Annotated in this window: 16 protein-coding genes; 15 read left to right on the top strand and 1 reads right to left on the bottom strand. The window is 54.7% G+C overall.

The window, feature by feature from the left end:
- From KQX66_RS32550 to ppk1, 12 genes are all read left to right on the top strand, one after another.
- Positions 1-228 (top strand): hypothetical protein (locus KQX66_RS32550; protein WP_216797723.1); only part of this gene is annotated, 228 nt, incomplete at its 5' end.
- Between the two features lie 107 nt (positions 229-335).
- Positions 336-830: a phosphatidylglycerophosphatase A family protein gene (locus KQX66_RS32545; RefSeq protein ID WP_216797722.1), complete on the top strand. Its 495-nt coding sequence runs from the start codon at positions 336-338 to the stop codon at positions 828-830.
- A gap of 130 nt (positions 831-960) precedes the next feature.
- Positions 961-1,152, top strand: a complete 192-nt coding sequence (locus KQX66_RS32540; RefSeq protein WP_010496159.1) for a hypothetical protein — start codon at positions 961-963, stop codon at positions 1,150-1,152.
- A 32-nt stretch (positions 1,153-1,184) separates the two neighbouring features.
- A complete protein-coding gene (gene accD, locus KQX66_RS32535) occupies positions 1,185-2,108 on the top strand; it encodes an acetyl-CoA carboxylase, carboxyltransferase subunit beta (RefSeq protein ID WP_216797721.1) in 924 nt (307 codons plus the stop codon).
- Positions 2,101-3,075 (top strand): acetyl-CoA carboxylase carboxyltransferase subunit alpha, encoded by a 975-nt coding sequence (locus KQX66_RS32530; protein WP_216797720.1) that lies wholly within the window; start codon positions 2,101-2,103, stop codon positions 3,073-3,075. The genes accD and KQX66_RS32530 overlap by 8 nt, the downstream gene beginning before the upstream one ends.
- On the top strand, positions 3,068-4,825 hold the full coding sequence (gene pyk, locus KQX66_RS32525) for a pyruvate kinase (RefSeq protein ID WP_216797719.1): 1,758 nt from the start codon (positions 3,068-3,070) through the stop codon (positions 4,823-4,825). Before KQX66_RS32530 ends, pyk begins: the two co-directional genes overlap by 8 nt.
- Positions 4,826-4,934: 109 nt before the next feature.
- Positions 4,935-5,336: an acyl-CoA thioesterase gene (locus KQX66_RS32520; protein WP_216797718.1), complete on the top strand. Its 402-nt coding sequence runs from the start codon at positions 4,935-4,937 to the stop codon at positions 5,334-5,336.
- Positions 5,337-5,495: 159 nt separating this feature from the next.
- A complete protein-coding gene (locus tag KQX66_RS32515; RefSeq protein WP_216797717.1) occupies positions 5,496-6,398 on the top strand; it encodes a LysR substrate-binding domain-containing protein in 903 nt (300 codons plus the stop codon).
- Between the two features lie 105 nt (positions 6,399-6,503).
- Positions 6,504-7,634, top strand: a complete 1,131-nt coding sequence (mmgD, locus tag KQX66_RS32510) for a citrate synthase (protein WP_216797716.1) — start codon at positions 6,504-6,506, stop codon at positions 7,632-7,634.
- A gap of 21 nt (positions 7,635-7,655) precedes the next feature.
- Positions 7,656-9,116, top strand: coding sequence for a bifunctional 2-methylcitrate dehydratase/aconitate hydratase (locus KQX66_RS32505; RefSeq protein ID WP_284439870.1), 1,461 nt, complete (start codon positions 7,656-7,658; stop codon positions 9,114-9,116).
- A 45-nt stretch (positions 9,117-9,161) separates the two neighbouring features.
- The gene (gene prpB / locus KQX66_RS32500) at positions 9,162-10,070 is read left to right on the top strand and encodes a methylisocitrate lyase (protein WP_216797715.1); all 909 of its coding nucleotides are present in this window, start codon (positions 9,162-9,164) and stop codon (positions 10,068-10,070) included.
- Between the two features lie 251 nt (positions 10,071-10,321).
- The gene (gene ppk1, locus KQX66_RS32495) at positions 10,322-12,415 is read left to right on the top strand and encodes a polyphosphate kinase 1 (RefSeq protein ID WP_216797714.1); all 2,094 of its coding nucleotides are present in this window, start codon (positions 10,322-10,324) and stop codon (positions 12,413-12,415) included.
- Here the strand turns inward: ppk1 and KQX66_RS32490 are convergent.
- Positions 12,381-13,922 carry a Ppx/GppA phosphatase family protein gene (locus KQX66_RS32490; protein WP_216797713.1) on the bottom strand — a complete coding sequence of 514 codons (1,542 nt, stop codon included), beginning with the start codon at positions 13,920-13,922 and terminating at the stop codon, positions 12,381-12,383. The two genes, ppk1 and KQX66_RS32490, sit on opposite strands and share 35 nt — an antisense overlap.
- Before the next feature lie 529 nt (positions 13,923-14,451).
- On the opposite strand from KQX66_RS32490, the gene citZ reads away from it, so the two are divergent.
- The 3 genes from citZ (at position 14,452) to mdh (ending at position 18,378) form a co-directional block, all read left to right on the top strand.
- Positions 14,452-15,564, top strand: a complete 1,113-nt coding sequence (gene citZ / locus KQX66_RS32485) for a citrate synthase (RefSeq protein ID WP_216797712.1) — start codon at positions 14,452-14,454, stop codon at positions 15,562-15,564.
- A 188-nt stretch (positions 15,565-15,752) separates the two neighbouring features.
- Complete coding sequence (icd, locus tag KQX66_RS32480) at positions 15,753-17,048, top strand: NADP-dependent isocitrate dehydrogenase (protein ID WP_216797711.1); 1,296 nt, start codon at positions 15,753-15,755, stop codon at positions 17,046-17,048.
- A 388-nt stretch (positions 17,049-17,436) separates the two neighbouring features.
- Positions 17,437-18,378, top strand: coding sequence for a malate dehydrogenase (mdh, locus tag KQX66_RS32475; protein ID WP_216797710.1), 942 nt, complete (start codon positions 17,437-17,439; stop codon positions 18,376-18,378).
- Positions 18,379-18,428: the final 50 nt, after the last annotated feature.

The following is an 18,428-nucleotide window of genomic DNA, read 5'->3' as shown; positions in this document are numbered from 1 at the left end:
GGGCAGCGCGTCTACATGCGCATCTCGCCGCAGCGCGAACAGCCGGCGGTGCTGGAATCGCTCAAGCGGCTGATCGCCGGACATGGCGGTCCGTTGCCGGTTGTGCTATACTACGAGCGGACCCAGAAATCGCTTGGCTTAAGCGATCAATACAAAGTAAAGCCTTCTCCCGAGCTGTTCGCCCGCATTGAGGAGCTGCTCGGCAAAGAGAGCGTAAAAGTGAAATAAATCGCGCCTCCCCCGCATACATTTAGTAACCCGCACCCAGTTCGGCGAGACGTGAGACTCGCCGGTTTGCACGAGTTACGAATGGAACCGGAGGAGGCGTTGTTTTTATGTCCTGCCAACGTATTGTCGAATATTTGAAGAAGCGCGGCGTAACCGTCGAACGCATAGCGGAAATTGTGCGCGAGCTGCAGCTTCCCTATAATCCCGCGCTTTCCGCGGAGGCGTGCGTCGAGAGCGTGATGGCGGTGCTCCAAAAGCGGGAAGTCCAATACGTGCTTTATACCGGTATCGCGCTGGACGAGCTGGCCGAACGGAAGGGGCTGCCCGAACCGTTGCAGGGACTGATGGAGACGGATGCGCCCTTGTACGGCGTGGACGAGACCTTGGCGCTTGGCATCGTTCACGTATATGGCATGGTCGGGCTGACCAGCTTCGGTTATTTGGACAAGAAAAAACCGGGCATCATCCGCGAGCTGAACGACCATCCGAAGCGCATTCACGTCTTTTTGGACGACCTGGTGGCGGGACTGGCCGCCGCGGCTTCGGCCCGGATCGCACACAGGCATCAGGATGAGGCGGACGGCCTCCCGCCGCAAACCTGACGTCGAGATTTGCTGAAACGGCGCGCCTTTTAAGGATAAAGACCTCCCCTTCCGGCATACCGAACTTCGGTTGCGGGAAAAAGTGCACTTATGATATCATTATTGCATTATGTTCGGGAGGTCTTTTTTCATGTGGACGGTTATCTATATCGCTCCGACCGCTAAAATCGCTGAAAGAATCAAGCAAAGACTTACAGAAGAAGGCTTCCTTGTTCAAGTCCGCGCTATCAACATGACCAAAAACCAGTTTGAAATCGTCGTTCCCGAAGGCGAATTGGAAGAGGTTCAGGAAGTGCTGAACTCCATTTTGCATAGATCCTAAACAAGTCCCAATATCTCAAGTGAGGTGTAATTGTGCAATTTAAAGACTTGTTTCAAAAAAAAAGAAAATATGCCACGGTTCCTTCCGTGGACAGGACGGCTCCGAACCGGGTGATGGACGGAGCTATCGACGTTCCTGAAGAGCGTCCGAAGCGTGAAATCCCGGAAGGCCTGATGAACAAGTGTCCCAAGTGCGGGACGATCCAGTACAACAAAGAGCTTGATAAAAACTTAAAGGTATGCACCGCCTGCGAGTACCATTACAAGCTGAATGCCGTTGAGCGTATTCAGATGACGATGGACGAAGGCCGCTTTGTGGAATTTGACAGCGAGATGGCATCCCAGGACCCGCTGGAATTCCCTGACTACATAGCCAAGTACAACAAAGCGGTGGAAGCCACCGGCATGCAGGATGCCGTCATTACCGGCGAAGGAACGATCGGAGGGTATCCGGTCGTCGTAGCGGTGATGAGCTTCGACTTTATGGGCGGATCGCTCGGATCGGTTGTCGGCGAAAAGGTGACAAACGCCATCGAGCATGCGACCCGGACGAACCGGCCGGTTATCATTTTCTCCACATCGGGCGGCGCGCGGATGCAGGAAAGCATTCTCAGCCTGATGCAGATGGCGAAAACGAGCGCGGCGATTGCCAAGCTGAACGAGCAGGGCGGCCTGTACGTTTCCGTCATTACCGACCCGACCTTCGGCGGTGTCAGCGCGAGCTTCGCGATGCTCGGAGACTACATTATTGCCGAGCCGGGCGCAGCGTTCGGCTTTACCGGCGGACGCGTCATCGAACAGACGATGAAAATCAAGCTGCCGCCAGGCTTCCAGACGGCGGAATTCAACCTGAAGCATGGACAAGTGGACCTGGTCTCGCACCGCAAAGAAATGCGCAGTACGCTGACCCGTCTTCTTAGCATGCACGCGGTAAAGGAGGAAACCGTTAATGGCTAGTGAAATGCCTTTTGAGCAGCCGCTAGTCGAGCTTCGCGCCAAAATCGACGAGCTGCGCAAGTTCGGAGCGGACAAGCAGATCGATTTCTCCGAGGAGATCAAGCGCTTGGAGCAGCGGCTGGAGCAGCTCGAAACGGAATTGTACGCCGGCATGTCGACCAAGCAAAAAATGCAGGTTGCCCGTCATCCGCAGCGTCCGACGACGCTTGACTACATTCAGCATTTGTTCACCGATTTCATCGAGCTCCACGGAGACCGTTTATTTGGCGACGACCTGGCCATTGTAGGGGGCATCGCGCGTTTTAACGGCATTCCGGTGACGGTGGTCGGCCATCAGAAGGGGAAAGATACGAAGGACAACATTGCGCGTCACTTCGGCAGCCCGCATCCGGAAGGCTTCCGCAAAGCGCTGCGCTTTATGAAGCAGGCGGACAAGTTCAAGCGCCCGATCATCACGTTCATCGATACGAAAGGCGCTTATCCCGGCAATGCGGCGGAAGAGAGAGGGCAAGGCGAAGCGATCGCCCGGAATCTGATGGAGATGGCGTCCCTGCGGGTGCCCGTCTTGTGCGTCGTCATCGGCGAAGGCGGCAGCGGCGGCGCTCTGGCGCTTGGCGTAGGCAACCGCGTATTTATGCTTGAAAATGCGATTTATTCGGTCATCAGCCCGGAAGGCGCAGCCTCGATTTTATATAAAGACGCTTCAAAATCGATGGAAGCAGCCGAAGCGATGAAGATTACGGCGGACGAAATTTTGAAGCTCGGCGTTATCGATGCGATCATTCCCGAACCGAAGGGCGGTGCCCATCGGGATGTTGCCCTGCAGGCGGAATCGATCAAGCAAATGTTGTGGACCCACTTGCAGGAATTGCTCAAGATGACGGAGAATGAATTAATAGAAGACCGCTATAATAAATTTAGACAAATCGGTCGGTTCACCACCATCCAGGAGGGAAATCATGCGTAAAACAAAAATTGTGTGTACCATCGGACCGGTCAGCGAATCGCTGGACATGTTCAAGAAGCTTATTGATGCAGGGATGAACGTTGCTCGGCTGAACTTCTCCCACGGCGATTTCGAAGAGCATGGCAACAGAATCAAAAACGTGCGTCAAGCTTGTCAGGAGCTCGGCAAAAGCGTAGCCATTCTGCTTGATACCAAAGGACCGGAAATCCGGACCGGCAAGCTGAAGGACGATCAAAAAGTCGAGCTGCTCCAGGACAATCTGATTACTTTAACGACGGAGGAAGTACTCGGCGATGCCGAGCGCGTTTCCATCACATACAGGGACCTTTACAAAGATGTAAAGATCGGTTCCACCATTCTGATCGATGACGGCCTGATCGGACTGACGGTAGAGGATATCCGCGGAACCGATATCGTGTGCCGGATTAAAAACGGCGGACTGCTCGGCGGCAAGAAAGGCGTGAACGTGCCGGGGGTAAAAATCAACCTGCCGGGCATCACGGAAAAAGACGCGAACGATATCATTTTCGGCATTCAGCAGGGAGTGGATTTTATCGCTGCTTCTTTCGTGCGCAAAGCGAGCGACGTCCTTGAAATCCGCGAAATTCTTGACCGCCATAACGCAACGCATATTCAAATCATCTCCAAAATCGAAAACCAGGAAGGCGTGGAAAACCTCGACGAAATTCTAGAGGTATCCGACGGTCTCATGGTAGCGCGCGGCGATCTCGGCGTGGAAATTCCGGCCGAAGACGTGCCGATCGTGCAAAAAGCGATGATCAAAAAATGTAACCAGGTCGGCAAACCGGTTATTACGGCTACGATGATGCTGGACTCCATGCAGCGCAACCCGCGCCCGACGCGTGCGGAAGCGAGCGACGTGGCGAACGCGATCTTCGACGGCACGGATGCCGTGATGCTGTCCGGCGAAACGGCGGCAGGGAAATACCCGGTAGAGTCCGTTCAGACGATGGCCCGCATCGCCGAGCGTGCGGAATCGGCATTGGAATATCGGGAAATCTTTATCCGTCAAAGCAATGCGCAGCAGACAACCGTAACCGAGGCGATCAGCCAAGCGGTAGCGAACTCGGCGCTTGATCTGGACGCCAAAGCGATTCTGACTTCCACGGAAAGCGGCTATACGGCGCGTATGGTGTCCAAGTACCGTCCGAAAGCGCCGATCATCGCGGTAACGCCGAACGATCGCGTGCTGCGCCGTCTGTCGCTCGTATGGGGCGTTATTCCGGTGAAGGGCGAGACCTGCACCTCGACGGACCAATTGTTCGAGCATGCCGTAGACGCTAGCGTAAAGGCCGGCCTCGTCAGCTTGGGCGATCTCGTCGTCATCACTGCAGGCGTACCGGTCGGCCGCTCCGGAACGACAAACTTGATCAAAGTTCATCAAATCGGTGAAATGATTGCCAAAGGCCAAGGGATCGGCACGCAAATCGCCACAGGCCACGTCGTGACAGCCCGCTCCGCCGAAGAAGCGAATGCGAAGACGACCGAGGGCTGCATTCTGGTTACCGTGACGACCGATAAAGACTACATGCCGGCCTTCGAGAAAGCGGCGGCAGTGGTTACCGAAACGGGCGGTATCACGTCCCATGCGGCGGTTGTCGGCATCAGCTTGGGCAAACCGGTCATCGTCGGTGTAGACAACGCGCTTGGCATCTTGAAAGACAATGACGAAGTATCCATCTATCCGGAAGTCGGCGTCATCTATTCCGGCCGCGCCCGCGTGCTGTAAATAGAACGTCGTCGAAGCCTTGCGATAGCAGAACAAGCGGAGCGAAATCGAACAGCGGTTTCGCTCCTTTGCTTTACACCTATCTTCCATAGGGATTCAGGAGGTTCGTATGCAGCATACTTTACGCGTCCGCTATCAGGAAACGGATCAGATGGGCGTCGTGTATCACGGCAACTATTTGAATTGGTTTGAAGTCGGCCGGACCGAGATGATCCGCGAGCTGGGTATGCCTTATCAAGGGCTGGAGACCCGCGGCTTGCTGCTGCCGGTGATCGAGGCGGACCTGAAATTCCGCGCGCCCGCCCGTTACGACGATTTGGTGACGATTGATACCAAAATTGTCGAGTTGACGAGTCTTCGAATCCGGTTCGCTTATGAAATTAAACGCGGCGAGGAAATGCTGGTCACCGGAGGAACGCAGCACGTCTGGTTGAATCAGGATTGGAAGCCGGTGCGGATCGACAGGGAAGTGCCGGACTTATATGCCCTCCTTGTCAAAGCCATGGGCTAATATGCGCATCACAATTCCGCTAACCTAAAAACAATGAAGGACTTGGCCTTTTTGGTCAGGTCCTATTCCTATTTATGCTATATTTTCCAAAATGATTCGTCCCTATAGTATAATTTAAGTACAAGCCAAGGATTGAACGATCAAAAGGGGAGAGGCACGATGGAACTGCGTCATTTGCGATACTTCGTAACCGTTGCGGAGGAGCTGCATTTTGGCCGGGCGGCTGCACGCCTCAACATGGCGCAGCCCCCGTTAAGCCAGCAAATCCGCAAGCTGGAGGAAGAGCTTGGATTCCCGTTATTTTCCCGAAGCAAGCAGCACGTTGAATTAACGGATGCGGGGAAAGTGTTTCTGGAGGAGTCGCGGTCGGCATTAGCGCGTGTGGAGCAAGCGCGGGAGGCGGCAGAGAAAGCGAGCCGGGGGCAGACGGGCATACTGGCGATCGGCTTTGTCGGTTCGGCGACTTACCACATCGTTCCGCTGCTGCAGCAGTATCGGCTGCGTTTTCCTTCGGTGGAATTGAAGCTCCATCAAATGAAGAGCGGGAGCCAACTGCAAGCGCTGCACGAAAAAAGCATTCATCTCGGAATTGTGCGCGCCTCGATTCACAGTCCGCATCTGAATACGGAGCGGTTTATGCGCGAGCCGTTTATGGCGGTGCTTCCCGAAGCGCATCCGTTGGCCGGCCGGCAAGCGCTTAGCGTCCGCGATCTTGAGCATGAGCCGTTTATTTTGTCGCCCAGGCAAAACGGTTCGACCTATCACGATGCCGTCATCCATTTATGCTATAAGGCCGGATTTTCGCCTCATATTGCGCTGGAAGCGCCTGAAATCTTAACCGTTGTCGCCTTTGTTGCCGAAGGAATGGGAATTGCTTTAGTTCCCGCGTCTTTTCGGCACCAGCAAAATCAAGGGGTCGTTTACAGGGACATTCAGGAAGCCGCCGTTCTGGAAACGGCGTTTATTTGGCGGAAAGACGAGAAAGCGCCGGTGCTGCACGAATTTTTGAAGCTCGGCCGGACATACGGCGGTGGAACGAAGAGACCTTTCCGCCCGGCTTGATACGTTCCGCATATCAGGAAGGACGTAACGGATATTGGACGCGTTTTCCAGCGGGTCGATATACTGAAGGGGCAAAGTCAAACCATCGGGAGGAGCGAAAGAACGATGAGCGGATCATTCCAGCCCGGCCTTGAAAACGTTATCGCGAGCGAGACCGAAATTTCCTATTTGGATGTTGAAAAAGAACAAATTGTGCTGCGGGGTTACGATCTTATCGAATTGGCCAACACCGTTACTTATTTGGACGTCGTTTCGTTAATGCTTGACGGCAGTCTGCCTACGCCCGAATGGCGGAATGCTCTCGAACTTAGCCTCAAGACGGAATACGGACTGCCGGAGGATGCGCTGTCGATCCTGCGCCTGCTTCCGCAGCAGACGCATCTGATGGATGCCCTGCGCACGGGCATTTCCGCCATTGCCGGCTATGATCAGGATATCGAAGACCGGTCGCGGGAAGCGAATTACCGCAAATCGATCCGGTTGCTGGCAAAAGTACCGCAGATCGTGGCGGCCAGCTATCATGCCTCCAGGCGGCAGCCTCTGGTGGAGCCCCGCCAAGACCTTTCATACAGCGCCAACTTCTTGTACATGATTACCGGGAAGGTTCCTTCCGAAATGGAAGAGAGGACATTCGATCAGTCGCTGATCGTATACAGCGAGCATGAGATGCCTAACTCGACCTTTGCCGCGCGAGTCATTGCTTCCACGCAGGCCGATCTGTACGGGGCGCTGACCGGCGCCGTCGCTTCGCTGAAAGGCACGCTGCATGGCGGAGCGAACGAAGCGGTGATGAAGATGCTGCTGGAAGCGGGAGATGAGGACAGGATGGAGCCGCTGATCCTAGGCAAATTGTCCCGCAAGGAGCGCATCATGGGCTTCGGCCACCGGGTGTACATGAAGAAGCCGGACCCGCGCGCGATGCTGATGAAAGAGGCGTTAGCCCTGCTTGCGGCCGCCAAAAACGAAGAGAAGCTGTACCGCATGTGCGTCATCGGCGAAGAGGTGATGAACCGCGAAAAAGGATTGTATCCGAACCTCGATTACTACGCCGCGCCGGTTTATTATTTGCTGGGCATTCCGATCGACCTATTCACCCCGGTCTTTCTCGCCGCCCGGACGGTTGGCGTCTGCGCACATGTGATGGAGCAGCACGCGAACAACCGGCTTTTCCGGCCTCGTGTTCTGTACAAGGGACCGCGCGATTTGCACCCCAATTCGGCCTCGGTCGGCTCATAACTAGTGGGAGGAGACATCGATATGGCAGGAAACTCATCTATGGCCTATGAACAAGGACGAACCGCAGCCGCTGCGGACCAATTATTAGTTGACATCGCGGATTACGCGTTAGAATACGAGGTCCAAAGTCCCGAAGCCCGGCGCATTGCACAGCACGTTGTCTTGGATTCGCTCGGCACCGCCATTTTGGCGCTGCGCTTTCCGGAATGCGCGAAGCATCTCGGGCCCGTCGTACCGGGTGTCACCGTGCCTCACGGCTGCCGGGTGCTGGGAACCCGCTATGAGCTCGACCCCGTGCACGGGGCGTTCAATATCGGGTGCATGATCCGCTGGCTTGATTATAACGATACGTGGCTGGCTGCCGAGTGGGGACATCCTTCGGACAATTTGGGCGGCATTTTGGCGGTAGCCGACTATCTCAGCCGCGTCCGGATCGCGGAAGGCAAAGCCCCTTTGCGGATGCGGGACGTGCTGGACGCCGCCGTGAAGGCGCACGAAATTCAAGGGGTGCTCGCCCTCGAAAACAGCTTCAACCGCGTAGGCTTGGATCACGTGCTTTTGGTGAAGATTGCTTCAACGGCCGTCGTTACGGCGATGCTGGGCGGCAGCCGGGACGAGGTGGTCAACGCGCTTTCCAACGCCTGGCTGGACGGCGGCAGCTTGCGCACGTACCGGCACGCGCCGAATACGGGATCGCGCAAATCGTGGGCGGCCGGAGATGCGACCAGCCGCGCGGTTCGTCTGGCTCTCATGGCCGTCAACGGCGAAATGGGATACGCCACCGCGCTTTCGGCCAAAACGTGGGGCTTCCAGGACGTATTGTTCCAGGGCAAGCTCCTGAAGCTTGCACGCCCGCTCGGCTCTTACGTGATGGAGAACGTATTGTTTAAAATTTCCTTCCCCGCCGAATTCCACGCCCAGACCGCCGTCGAATGCGCCTTTGCGCTGCACCCGCAAATCAAGGACCGGCTGGACGAGATCGATCGGATTACGATTACGACGCATGAATCGGCCATCCGCATCATCGATAAGAAAGGCCCGCTGCATAACCCGGCGGACCGGGACCACTGCCTTCAATACATGGTGGCGGTAGGCTTGCTGCATGGCGAATTGACGGCGGAGCATTATGAGGATGAGGCGGCCGCCGACCCGCGAATCGATGCGCTGCGGGACAAGATGGTCGTCACGGAGAATCCGCAGTACAGCCGGGATTACCTCGATCCGGACAAACGGTCGATTGCCAATGCGATCCAAATCCGGTTCAAGGACGGAACGGAGACAGTGAACGTGGAGTGCGAATACCCGATCGGTCACCGCAGACGACGGGCCGAAGGACTGCCGAAGGTGATCGACAAATTCGAAGCCAATCTGCTGACGAGATTCCCTAAGCCAAAAGCAGCGCAAATCCTCGAACTGTCGCTTGACTTGGAGCAGTTGGAACAGATGCCGGTCAATGAATATATGAATTTGTACGTCATTTAGTTTAACGGTAAGGTTGCGGAATACGACTTCCCGGGAGGAGTAGCGATGGCATGGTTGATGGAGCAGGAGAAGGAGCAACGGGAGCTGGCGGCCGCTTTTCGGAAACGGATGGAAGCGGGGCCGATTCTCAAAATTCCGGGTGCGCACGACGGAATGGCGGCCAGAATCGCCGGACAATTCGGTTTCGAGGCGCTTTATTTGTCCGGTGCCGCCTATACGGCCAGCCGGGGCTTGCCGGATCTCGGGCTGATCTATTCCAATGAAGTTGCGGACCGGGCCCGCGAGCTCGTCCGTGTCTCGATGCTTCCGCTGCTGGTCGATATCGATACCGGCTTCGGCGGCATCTTGAACGCAGCCCGGACGGCCAAGGAAATGGTCGAAGCCAAGGTGGCCGCCGTCCAGATCGAGGATCAGGAAATGCCGAAGAAATGCGGCCACCTGAACGGCAAAAAGCTCGTTTCAACCGAAGAAATGATGCAAAAAATCAAGACGATCAAGGAAATCAGCCCAACGCTCGTCGTCATCGCCCGCACGGACGCCAAAAGCGTAGAAGGCTTCGAAGCGGCGGTTGACCGGGCCAAGCATTATTTGGCGGCGGGAGCGGACGGGATTTTTCCGGAGGCGCTGGAGAGCGAGGAGGAGTTCAAGCGGTTCCGCTCCGCCATCGACGCGCCGCTGCTGGCCAATATGACGGAGTTCGGAAAAACGCCGTATTATACCGCTGAGCAGTTCGAGGCCTGGGGCTTCAATATGGTCATTTATCCGGTAACCTCGCTGCGTGTCGCGGCCAAAGCTTACGAGCGCGTATTTGCTGAAATCAGCCGTACCGGGACGCAAGCGGGATCGCTTCAAGACATGCAAACCCGCAAGGAGCTGTACGATATGATCCGATATTACGATTACGAAGCCTTGGACGGAAAAATCGCAAAAACCGTCCTGCCGTCAACCGATTAGATCCTTTGATTTCCAACGATTGTCGTTACGTGAAGAGTTCCTGAAGAGGCTAGTTCCTTCGGGAGCTCTTTTCGTTGTATAATGATAAAGCTCTTTTTGAATCCGTCCCGGATAAAATTTAGGTGTATTTTCCCTTGCGTTTACATAAAATTAACAAAAAGAGCACGCTCGCTTAACATTGTCGAATTACGATGTAGAAAGCAGATGAAATGAAGCTAAACGGTGAATGACCATGGAGGGTTTACTACCTTATGAAGGATATTGCCGCACGTGAGACCGCCAACCATTATCTGAACCGCGACTTAAGTTGGGTCGAATTCAACTGGCGCGTGCTGGAGGAGGCGCAGGACCCCGAGACGCCGCTGCTTGAACGCGTCAAATTTTTATCGATCGTTTCTTCTAATTTAGACGAGTTTATGAGTGTCCGCGTAGCCGGCATCAAGGATCAGATCAAAGCGGGCCATACCAAAAAAGATTTCACCGGCTATACGCCCGCCGGATTGTTCAAACGGGTCATGAAGCGCTCCTCCAAAATGGTAACGGAGCAGTACAAGACGTACCGGGACATCATCCGGCAGCTTGGCAAAGAAGGCATTATTTTTACCGAATACGACGATTTGAACGTAACCCAGCGCAAAGCGATGGACGAATATTACCACGATATCGTCTTTCCTGTGCTGACGCCGATGGCGGTCGACCAGTCGCGGCCTTTTCCTCTGGTGCGGACTCAGGCTTTATATTTGGCGGTCGTGCTGATGAAGGCAGGCGACGATCCGGAGGACGAACCGTATTTTGCCATCCTTCAGGTGCCGTCGAATTTAAGCCGTTACCTGGCGGTGCCCGGACGAACCAACAGCAAGAAGCGCGAATTCATTCTTATGGAAAATCTTATTGAAAAACACATCCATACGCTGTTCAGCGGCTATATTCCGATGTCGGTCCATGCGTTCCGGCTGACGCGCAACGCGGACTTGACGCTGAACGAGGAAGGCGCCGAGGATTTGCTCGAGGAGATCGAAATCCAGCTCCGCAAGCGGCGCTGGGGGACGCCGGTCCGGCTGGAGGTACAGAAGGGCATTCACCCGTATGCGTTGGAGCAGTTGACGGAGGAGTTTGAGATTGTCGAGAATATTTTTGAAATCGACGGGCCGCTCGACCTGACGTATTTTATGAAAATGGCGTCGGCGCTCCAAGGCTTCGATCATTTGCGCTATGCCCCGATCCAACCGGTATATCCTTCCGAGCTCGACGATGTCGAGGATCTGTTCGCCAAGCTGAGGCAGCAGGATGTGCTGGTGTATCACCCATACGAGTCGTTCGATGCCGTCACCGATTTTGTGCTCCAAGCGGCTTACGATCCGCAAGTGCTCGCCATCAAAATGACGCTGTACCGGGTCAGCGGCAATTCCCCGCTTATTCAAGGGCTTGCCCGTGCGGCGGAGTCCGGCAAGCAGGTCACGGTCGTGGTGGAGCTGAAGGCGCGGTTTGACGAAGAGCGCAACATCGCTTGGGCGCGCAAGCTGGAGCAGGCGGGCTGCCACGTCGTTTACGGGCTCGTGGGGCTGAAGACGCATGCCAAAATTACGCTGGTCGTCCGGCAGGAAGCGGATGGGCTGCGGCGGTACGTGCACGTGGGCACGGGGAATTACAACGACAATACGGCAAGATTGTACACCGATATCGGCTTGTTTACGTCGCATAAGGAGATCGGGGAGGACGCTTCCGCGCTGTTTAACGAGGTGACCGGCTATTCGGCGCCGCACAACTGGAAAGCGTTCGGCGTGGCGCCTACCGACATGATGGATAAACTGTTCGAGAAAATTCGCCGCGAAGCGAAGCACGCCGCCGAAGGCAAGCCGGCACGGATCATTGCCAAGTTCAACTCGCTATCGAACCAGCAGATGGTCGACGAGCTGTATGCGGCCTCGCAGGCGGGGGTCGAGATCGATCTGATCGTGCGCGGCGTATGCTGCTTGCGACCCGGTGTTCCGGGACTGAGCGAGCGGATCACGGTGCGCAGCATCGTGGACCGGTTTTTGGAGCACTCGCGCATTTTTTATTTCGAGAACGGTGGGGAGCCGGAAGTGTATATCGCCAGCGCGGACTGGATGACCCGGAACCTGACGCGGCGCGTCGAGCTGATGTGCCCCGTATTTGACAAAAGCATCCAGCAGTCGCTGATCAATATATTGGGGCTCAGCCTGAAGGATAACGTGAAGGCGCGGCAGCTCCAACCGAACGGCATGTACGAGCATGTCCGCTCGGAAGGAAACGTGCTGCAGCTTCGCAGTCAATTTGCGGCCATGCGCATCAGTTCGTGGAAAACGACGACTCGTGAACTTTGAGCTGCTGTCCCCACGTATTCTTAAATTCTTTTTGCAATCCGAGGACCTCTCTGTATTCCGCAGAGGGGTCGTGCTTTGCTTTCAGCCTTAAATGCAGCGCTTTGCTTTCCGAGAACGCGTTTGTCACTTCCAGCGCCTGCGTCTCGCTAATGTCGAGAGCGACGGCGAGCTTAAGCAGCGTGCCGAGCTTGGCGATCAGGTCGGTATCGGTTTTTTTCAAAATATCCTTGTGATGCTGCACGGCCTGCTGGGTCCGTGCTTTTGTTTTGTACGAAGCGGTCAAGGCGCAAATGAGAATTTCGCGGTGGGTCAGACCGTCGATGCGCGTGTGTGCAATCATGTGGAACGAATGCTTCGGATACTGGTAATAGCTAAGCGAAGCGCCGATCCGGTACAGCTTGGCCGCGATGATCAGGCACAGGCGCACGCGCGGCTCGAAGCGGTGCTTTCCCGCCTCCGTCAAGGCATCGAACAGCTTCAAGGCCGTCCGGCTAACCTGTGAGAGATGCGCCTGGGGAGCCGTCGAATGAAGGGCGAGCAGGTTGTCTGCGCTTCGCTCGGCCATATGCTTTAGCTCCGTGTCGACTGGATAAAAGCTTTCGAAGAACAGGCCGTCCCGCAAGCCCGCGCCGCTGACGACATAGTGCGAAGCGCCGGCCGCCTGAAAGATCGTCTGAAGAATCAGCAGTCCCGGTACGATAATATCGTAGCGGTCTTTGGACAGGCCGTCGATTTTTTTGCGTTTTTCTCCGGGCATGAGCGGGAGCCAGGAGGCGAGCTCGTCCACTTCGGCCGCGGGGATCGTATAATTATGCGTAAGCGGCAAGGAATATTTGCGCTTGCGCTGATTGATTTTACATAGCGTCCGGACGCCGCCTCCGAGCCCGACGAGCGGCAGGCCGGGAGCCTGTCGAATCCAGGGCTCGCGGGCAAGCGCGTCCTCGACCATCTGGCGGATGCCCCGCAGCTGTTCTTCGTGGAATTCGCCGTTTGACGCAAATTTGCGCGTCGTATTGACCGCACCGAAAGGAAACGATACGCTGCGGATCAAGGCGTGGTCGCGGAAGAGCGAAATTTCAGTGCTTCCCCCGCCGATGTCGACAAGAAAACCGTCCGAAATATCCATCGTTTGGATCATGCCCAAGAAGCCAAGTCGGGCTTCATCCTCCCCAGACAGCAGCTCGACGTGAAAACCGCTTTCGCGCCGCAGCGTGTCCAGAATTTCCTGAGAATTTGCGGCATTGCGGATGGCGGCCGTAGCGGCTACCCGGTATTCGGTCACTTCGTGAGCGTGACATATTCGTTTAAAATGCGACAAAATCTGCACGATCACCTGAATATCCGCTTGAGCCAATGTCCCGTCGGCGCCGATCCGCTGGCTCAAGCGAGCGGATTCCTTAAATTCGCCGATCACGCGGTATGCTCCGCCCGTCGTTTGTTCGTTTACGGCCAACCGGATCGAGTTGGAGCCGATGTCAATGATGCCGATTCGCCGGCTGTTGTTCATGGCTGGTCCTCCTGCTAACGGGTGAAAGTTAGTTTTATTTTACCGTTACGGCAGATGGAAGTCCACTGAACCGCCTCCCGATAATCTCCTCGCTAAGGGGCAAAGGAAATATGCTGAAAAATATATCTGATTACAAAAAATGTACCAATAAAAAATATCACGAGGACCAACATCGATATAATCATAATTTTTTCGATCAGGCCGTGCTTTTTCAAAATTCACCACCTCTGCCTCGAATGTACCAACGAATTGCGAATTAGAAAAGGACTATGTTGATTTAATACCTATCTAAAATAAAGCCGTCCAACTGGATTCATTATGATTTTTTATGAGTTAATATGAGTATAATGAAACTGGATAGATCCTTTACGGATGGGGGTTTACAGGTTTGAATACATATGATTCATCCCGCAGATAGCATCTGTTTATGGTGCTGATAATGAACTTTTATGTCTGAATTTGTTCACTTTAGTATCTAAATACTTTATATTAGAATTATGTGAATTCGAACGCAAAAGGAGAGATTATCTTGACTGCTACCAAAGGTTTGGAAGGAATTGTAGCCACAACGTCCTCCATCAGCTCCATTATAGACGGTGTGCTCACCTATCGCGGCATCAATATCGACGACCTTGCAGAGAACGCCACGTTCGAAGAGGTCGTATACTTGTTATGGTACGGCAAGCTTCCTAATCGCTCCGAACTGGATCAATTAACCAAAGATCTGAGCGACAACGCTTCGGTTCCTGCCGAAGTGATCGAGCAAATTAAGCTGTACCCGAAAGACGTCAATTCCATGGCCGCGCTTCGTACCGCCGTTTCCAGCTTGGCGCTGTACGATGCCGAGGCAAACGATATGACTCCGGAATCCAACCTCCGCAAAGCGATCAAGCTGCAGGCGCAACTGCCGACGATCATAGCGGCATTCGCTCGCATCCGCCAAGGACAAGAGCCGATCGCGCCGAAATCCTGTTCTTCCGTTGCCGAGAACTTCTTGTATATGCTCACGGGCAAACAACCGGAAGCCATCGCCATCCAGGCTTTGGACAAAGCTCTGGTGCTTCATGCCGACCACGAGCTGAACGCTTCGACGTTCGCCGCGCGCGTAACTGTTGCGACGCTGTCCGATATTTACTCGGGTGTAACGTCCGCGATCGGCGCGCTCAAAGGCCCGCTGCATGGCGGAGCCAACGAAGCGGTTATGGCGATGCTCGAAGAAATCGGCACGGCGGACAACGTGACCAGCTATATCAACGATAAGCTGGCCAACAAAGAAAAAATTATGGGCTTCGGCCATCGCGTTTATAAAAACGGCGACCCGCGCGCGAAGCATCTCCAAAAAATGTCCCAGGAGCTCGGTAAAATTACCGGCAACATGAACTGGTACGACATGTCCATTCAAATCGAAGAGATCGTCACCGGCCAAAAAGGGCTGAAGCCGAACGTAGACTTCTACTCCGCTTCCGTCTACACGTCGCTCGAAATTCCGCGCGACTTGTTCACGCCGATCTTCGCGATCAGCCGTACGTCCGGATGGACGGCGCACATTCTCGAGCAATTCGATAATAACCGCCTCATTCGTCCGCGCGCCGAATATACGGGACCGTCGCACCAAGCCTTCGTTCCGATCGAGCAGCGCTAATCCGGCTGGGATGCCCGCACCTGCGGGAAGCAATAGAAAAGCAGCTCTCCTACGGGCGGCTGCGGCGTTACCGGTCTTCTAAGAAGGGGACGTACGCCGCTGCTCCCGTATCTTTTTGACATCATCATCCCTATTCCACGGAGCTTGTTGCAGCGGCTCCAAACCATTCCAAGGAGGCTTACCTATTCATGGCACAATTCGAACAATATGCACTTCCGACCGAAGGCGAACGCATCACTATCACGAACGGCAAACTGAACGTTCCGAACAATCCGATCATTCCTTTCATCGAAGGCGACGGCACAGGTCCGGACATTTGGGCGGCTTCCAAGCGCGTATTGGATGCAGCGGTAGAGAAAGCATACAAAGGCGAGAAAAAAATCGCATGGTACGAAGTTTTTGCAGGCGAGAAAGCCTTCAACAAATACAATAACTGGCTGCCGAACGATACGCTGACGGCAATCCGCGAATACATCGTAGCGATCAAAGGACCTCTGACGACGCCAATCGGCGGCGGTATCCGTTCCCTGAACGTTGCGCTTCGCCAAGAGCTGGATCTGTATGTGTGCTCCCGTCCGGTTCGCTACTTCAAAGGCGTACCTTCCCCGGTTAAACGTCCGGAGCTGGTAGACATGGTTATTTTCCGTGAAAATACGGAGGACATCTATGCCGGTATCGAGTGGGCCGCAGGTTCCGACGAAGTGAAAAAAGTGCTTGCTTTCCTGCAAAACGAAATGGGCGTGAAAAAGATCCGCTTCCCGGAAACGTCCGGTATCGGGATCAAGCCGGTATCTTCCGAAGGCTCGAAGCGTCTGATCCGCGCCGCGATCGAGTATGCGATCCAGCATAACCGCAAGAGCGTGACCCTGGTACATAAAGGGAACATCATGAAGTTCACCGAGGGCGCGTTCAAAAACTGGGGCTACGAGCTCGCCGAGCAAGAGTTTGGCGACAAAACGTTTACTTGGGCTCAATACGACAAAATTAAAGAAGAGCAAGGCGTTGACGCGGCGAACAAAGCGCAAAAAGACGCAGAAGCTGCCGGCAAAATCATCGTAAAAGACGCGATTGCCGACATCGCCCTGCAGCAAGTGCTTACTCGTCCGACGGACTTCGACGTTATCGCTACGCTCAACCTGAACGGCGACTACCTGTCCGACGCTCTAGCTGCTCAAGTCGGTGGTATCGGTATCGCTCCAGGTGCAAATATTAACTACGTAACCGGTCATGCGATCTTCGAAGCAACGCATGGTACGGCTCCGAAATACGCAGGTCTCGACGTTGTTAACCCGGGCTCCGTTATTTTGTCCGGCGTTATGATGCTGGAGCACCTGGGCTGGCTGGAAGCGGCTGACCTGATCTACAAAGGCATGGAAACGGCAATCAACAACAAAACGGTAACTTACGACTTCGCCCGTCTGATGGAAGGCGCAACCGAAGTGAAGTGCTCCGCGTTTGCCGACGAGATCATCAAAAATTTCTAAGAATCCAAACCTCCCTTACAAGGGAGAGCTTACGAAGCAGTTTTGCTTCGCAAAACTTGGAGGTTTCGCCCCCTGGACGACGAAAGCTGTTGGTAGGCAGGGTAGAGGCGCACCCATGTAGCGTTTGAGAATAGAGCGCGTTTGTCTGCGGGCGGCCCGGCTGAAGCCAGGCGCCCGCAAACACGCTTTCATGCGTGCTGGGGCGTTTATGTGTTAGGTTGGCTGTAGGAACGCGTTTGTTCTCATGCGCACGAGCTAGCGCCGTGCTGCACAAGAACACGCTTCCATGCGTCACTGATAAAGATTAAGCCGAAGTCATATGCTAATTCCCGAAATTGAAACATAAAATTAATGTGCGGTAAAGCACAAACTATGGGAGGAATTGATTATGGCAATCCAACGTAAAAAAATTACGGTTGTCGGCGCAGGCTTCACAGGTGCCACAACAGCGCTGATGCTAGCGCAAAAAGAACTCGGCGACGTCGTATTGCTGGACATCCCTCAGTTGGAGAACCCGACCAAAGGGAAAGCGCTTGATATGCTCGAAGCTTCCCCGGTGCAAGGGTTCGACGCGAACATTGTCGGCACGTCCAACTATGACGAGACCAGCGGTTCCGACATCGTGATTATCACGGCAGGGATTGCCCGCAAACCGGGCATGAGCCGCGACGACCTCGTGAACACGAACGCAGGCATCGTGAAATCCGTTTGCGAAAACATCAAAAGAACGAGCCCGCAATCGATCGTTCTCATCTTGAGCAACCCGGTAGACGCCATGACGTATGTCGCTTACCAAACGCTCGGCTTCCCGAAAAACCGCGTCATCGGTCAATCCGGCGTGCTGGATACGGCTCGTTACTGCACGTTTATTGCGCAGGAGCTGAACGTTTCCGTAGAAGACGTGCGCGGCTTCGTACTCGGGGGGCATGGGGACGACATGGTTCCGCTCGTTCGTTACTCCAATGTTGGCGGAATTCCGATCGAGAAGCTCATTCCGGCTGATCGCATCGAAGCGATTGTGAAGCGTACGCGTACCGGCGGGGGCGAGATCGTTAACCTGCTGGGCAACGGCTCCGCTTACTACGCACCGGCGGCTTCCCTCGTGCAAATGACGGAAGCGATCCTGAAAGACAAAAAACGCGTTCTGCCTTCCATCGCTTTGCTCCAAGGCGAATACGGCTATGACAACCTGTTCATGGGCGTACCTACGCTGCTTGGCGGCGACGGCATCGAGAAAATATTCGAGCTGGAGCTGCTTCCGGAAGAGAAAGCGGCACTCGACAAATCCGCAGAATCCGTACGCAACGTCATCAAAGTCGTTACGGGCTAATCGCATATTATCTGTTCAAGGTAAGACCAGTTTTCGCCGTAAAGGCCGAA

The organism is Paenibacillus oleatilyticus (genome assembly GCF_018998565.1).
Lineage (GTDB): Bacteria > Bacillota > Bacilli > Paenibacillales > NBRC-103111 > Paenibacillus_G > Paenibacillus_G oleatilyticus.
Note: the sequence above shows the minus strand (reverse complement) of the source record. Positions and strands in the feature narration are given on the sequence as shown.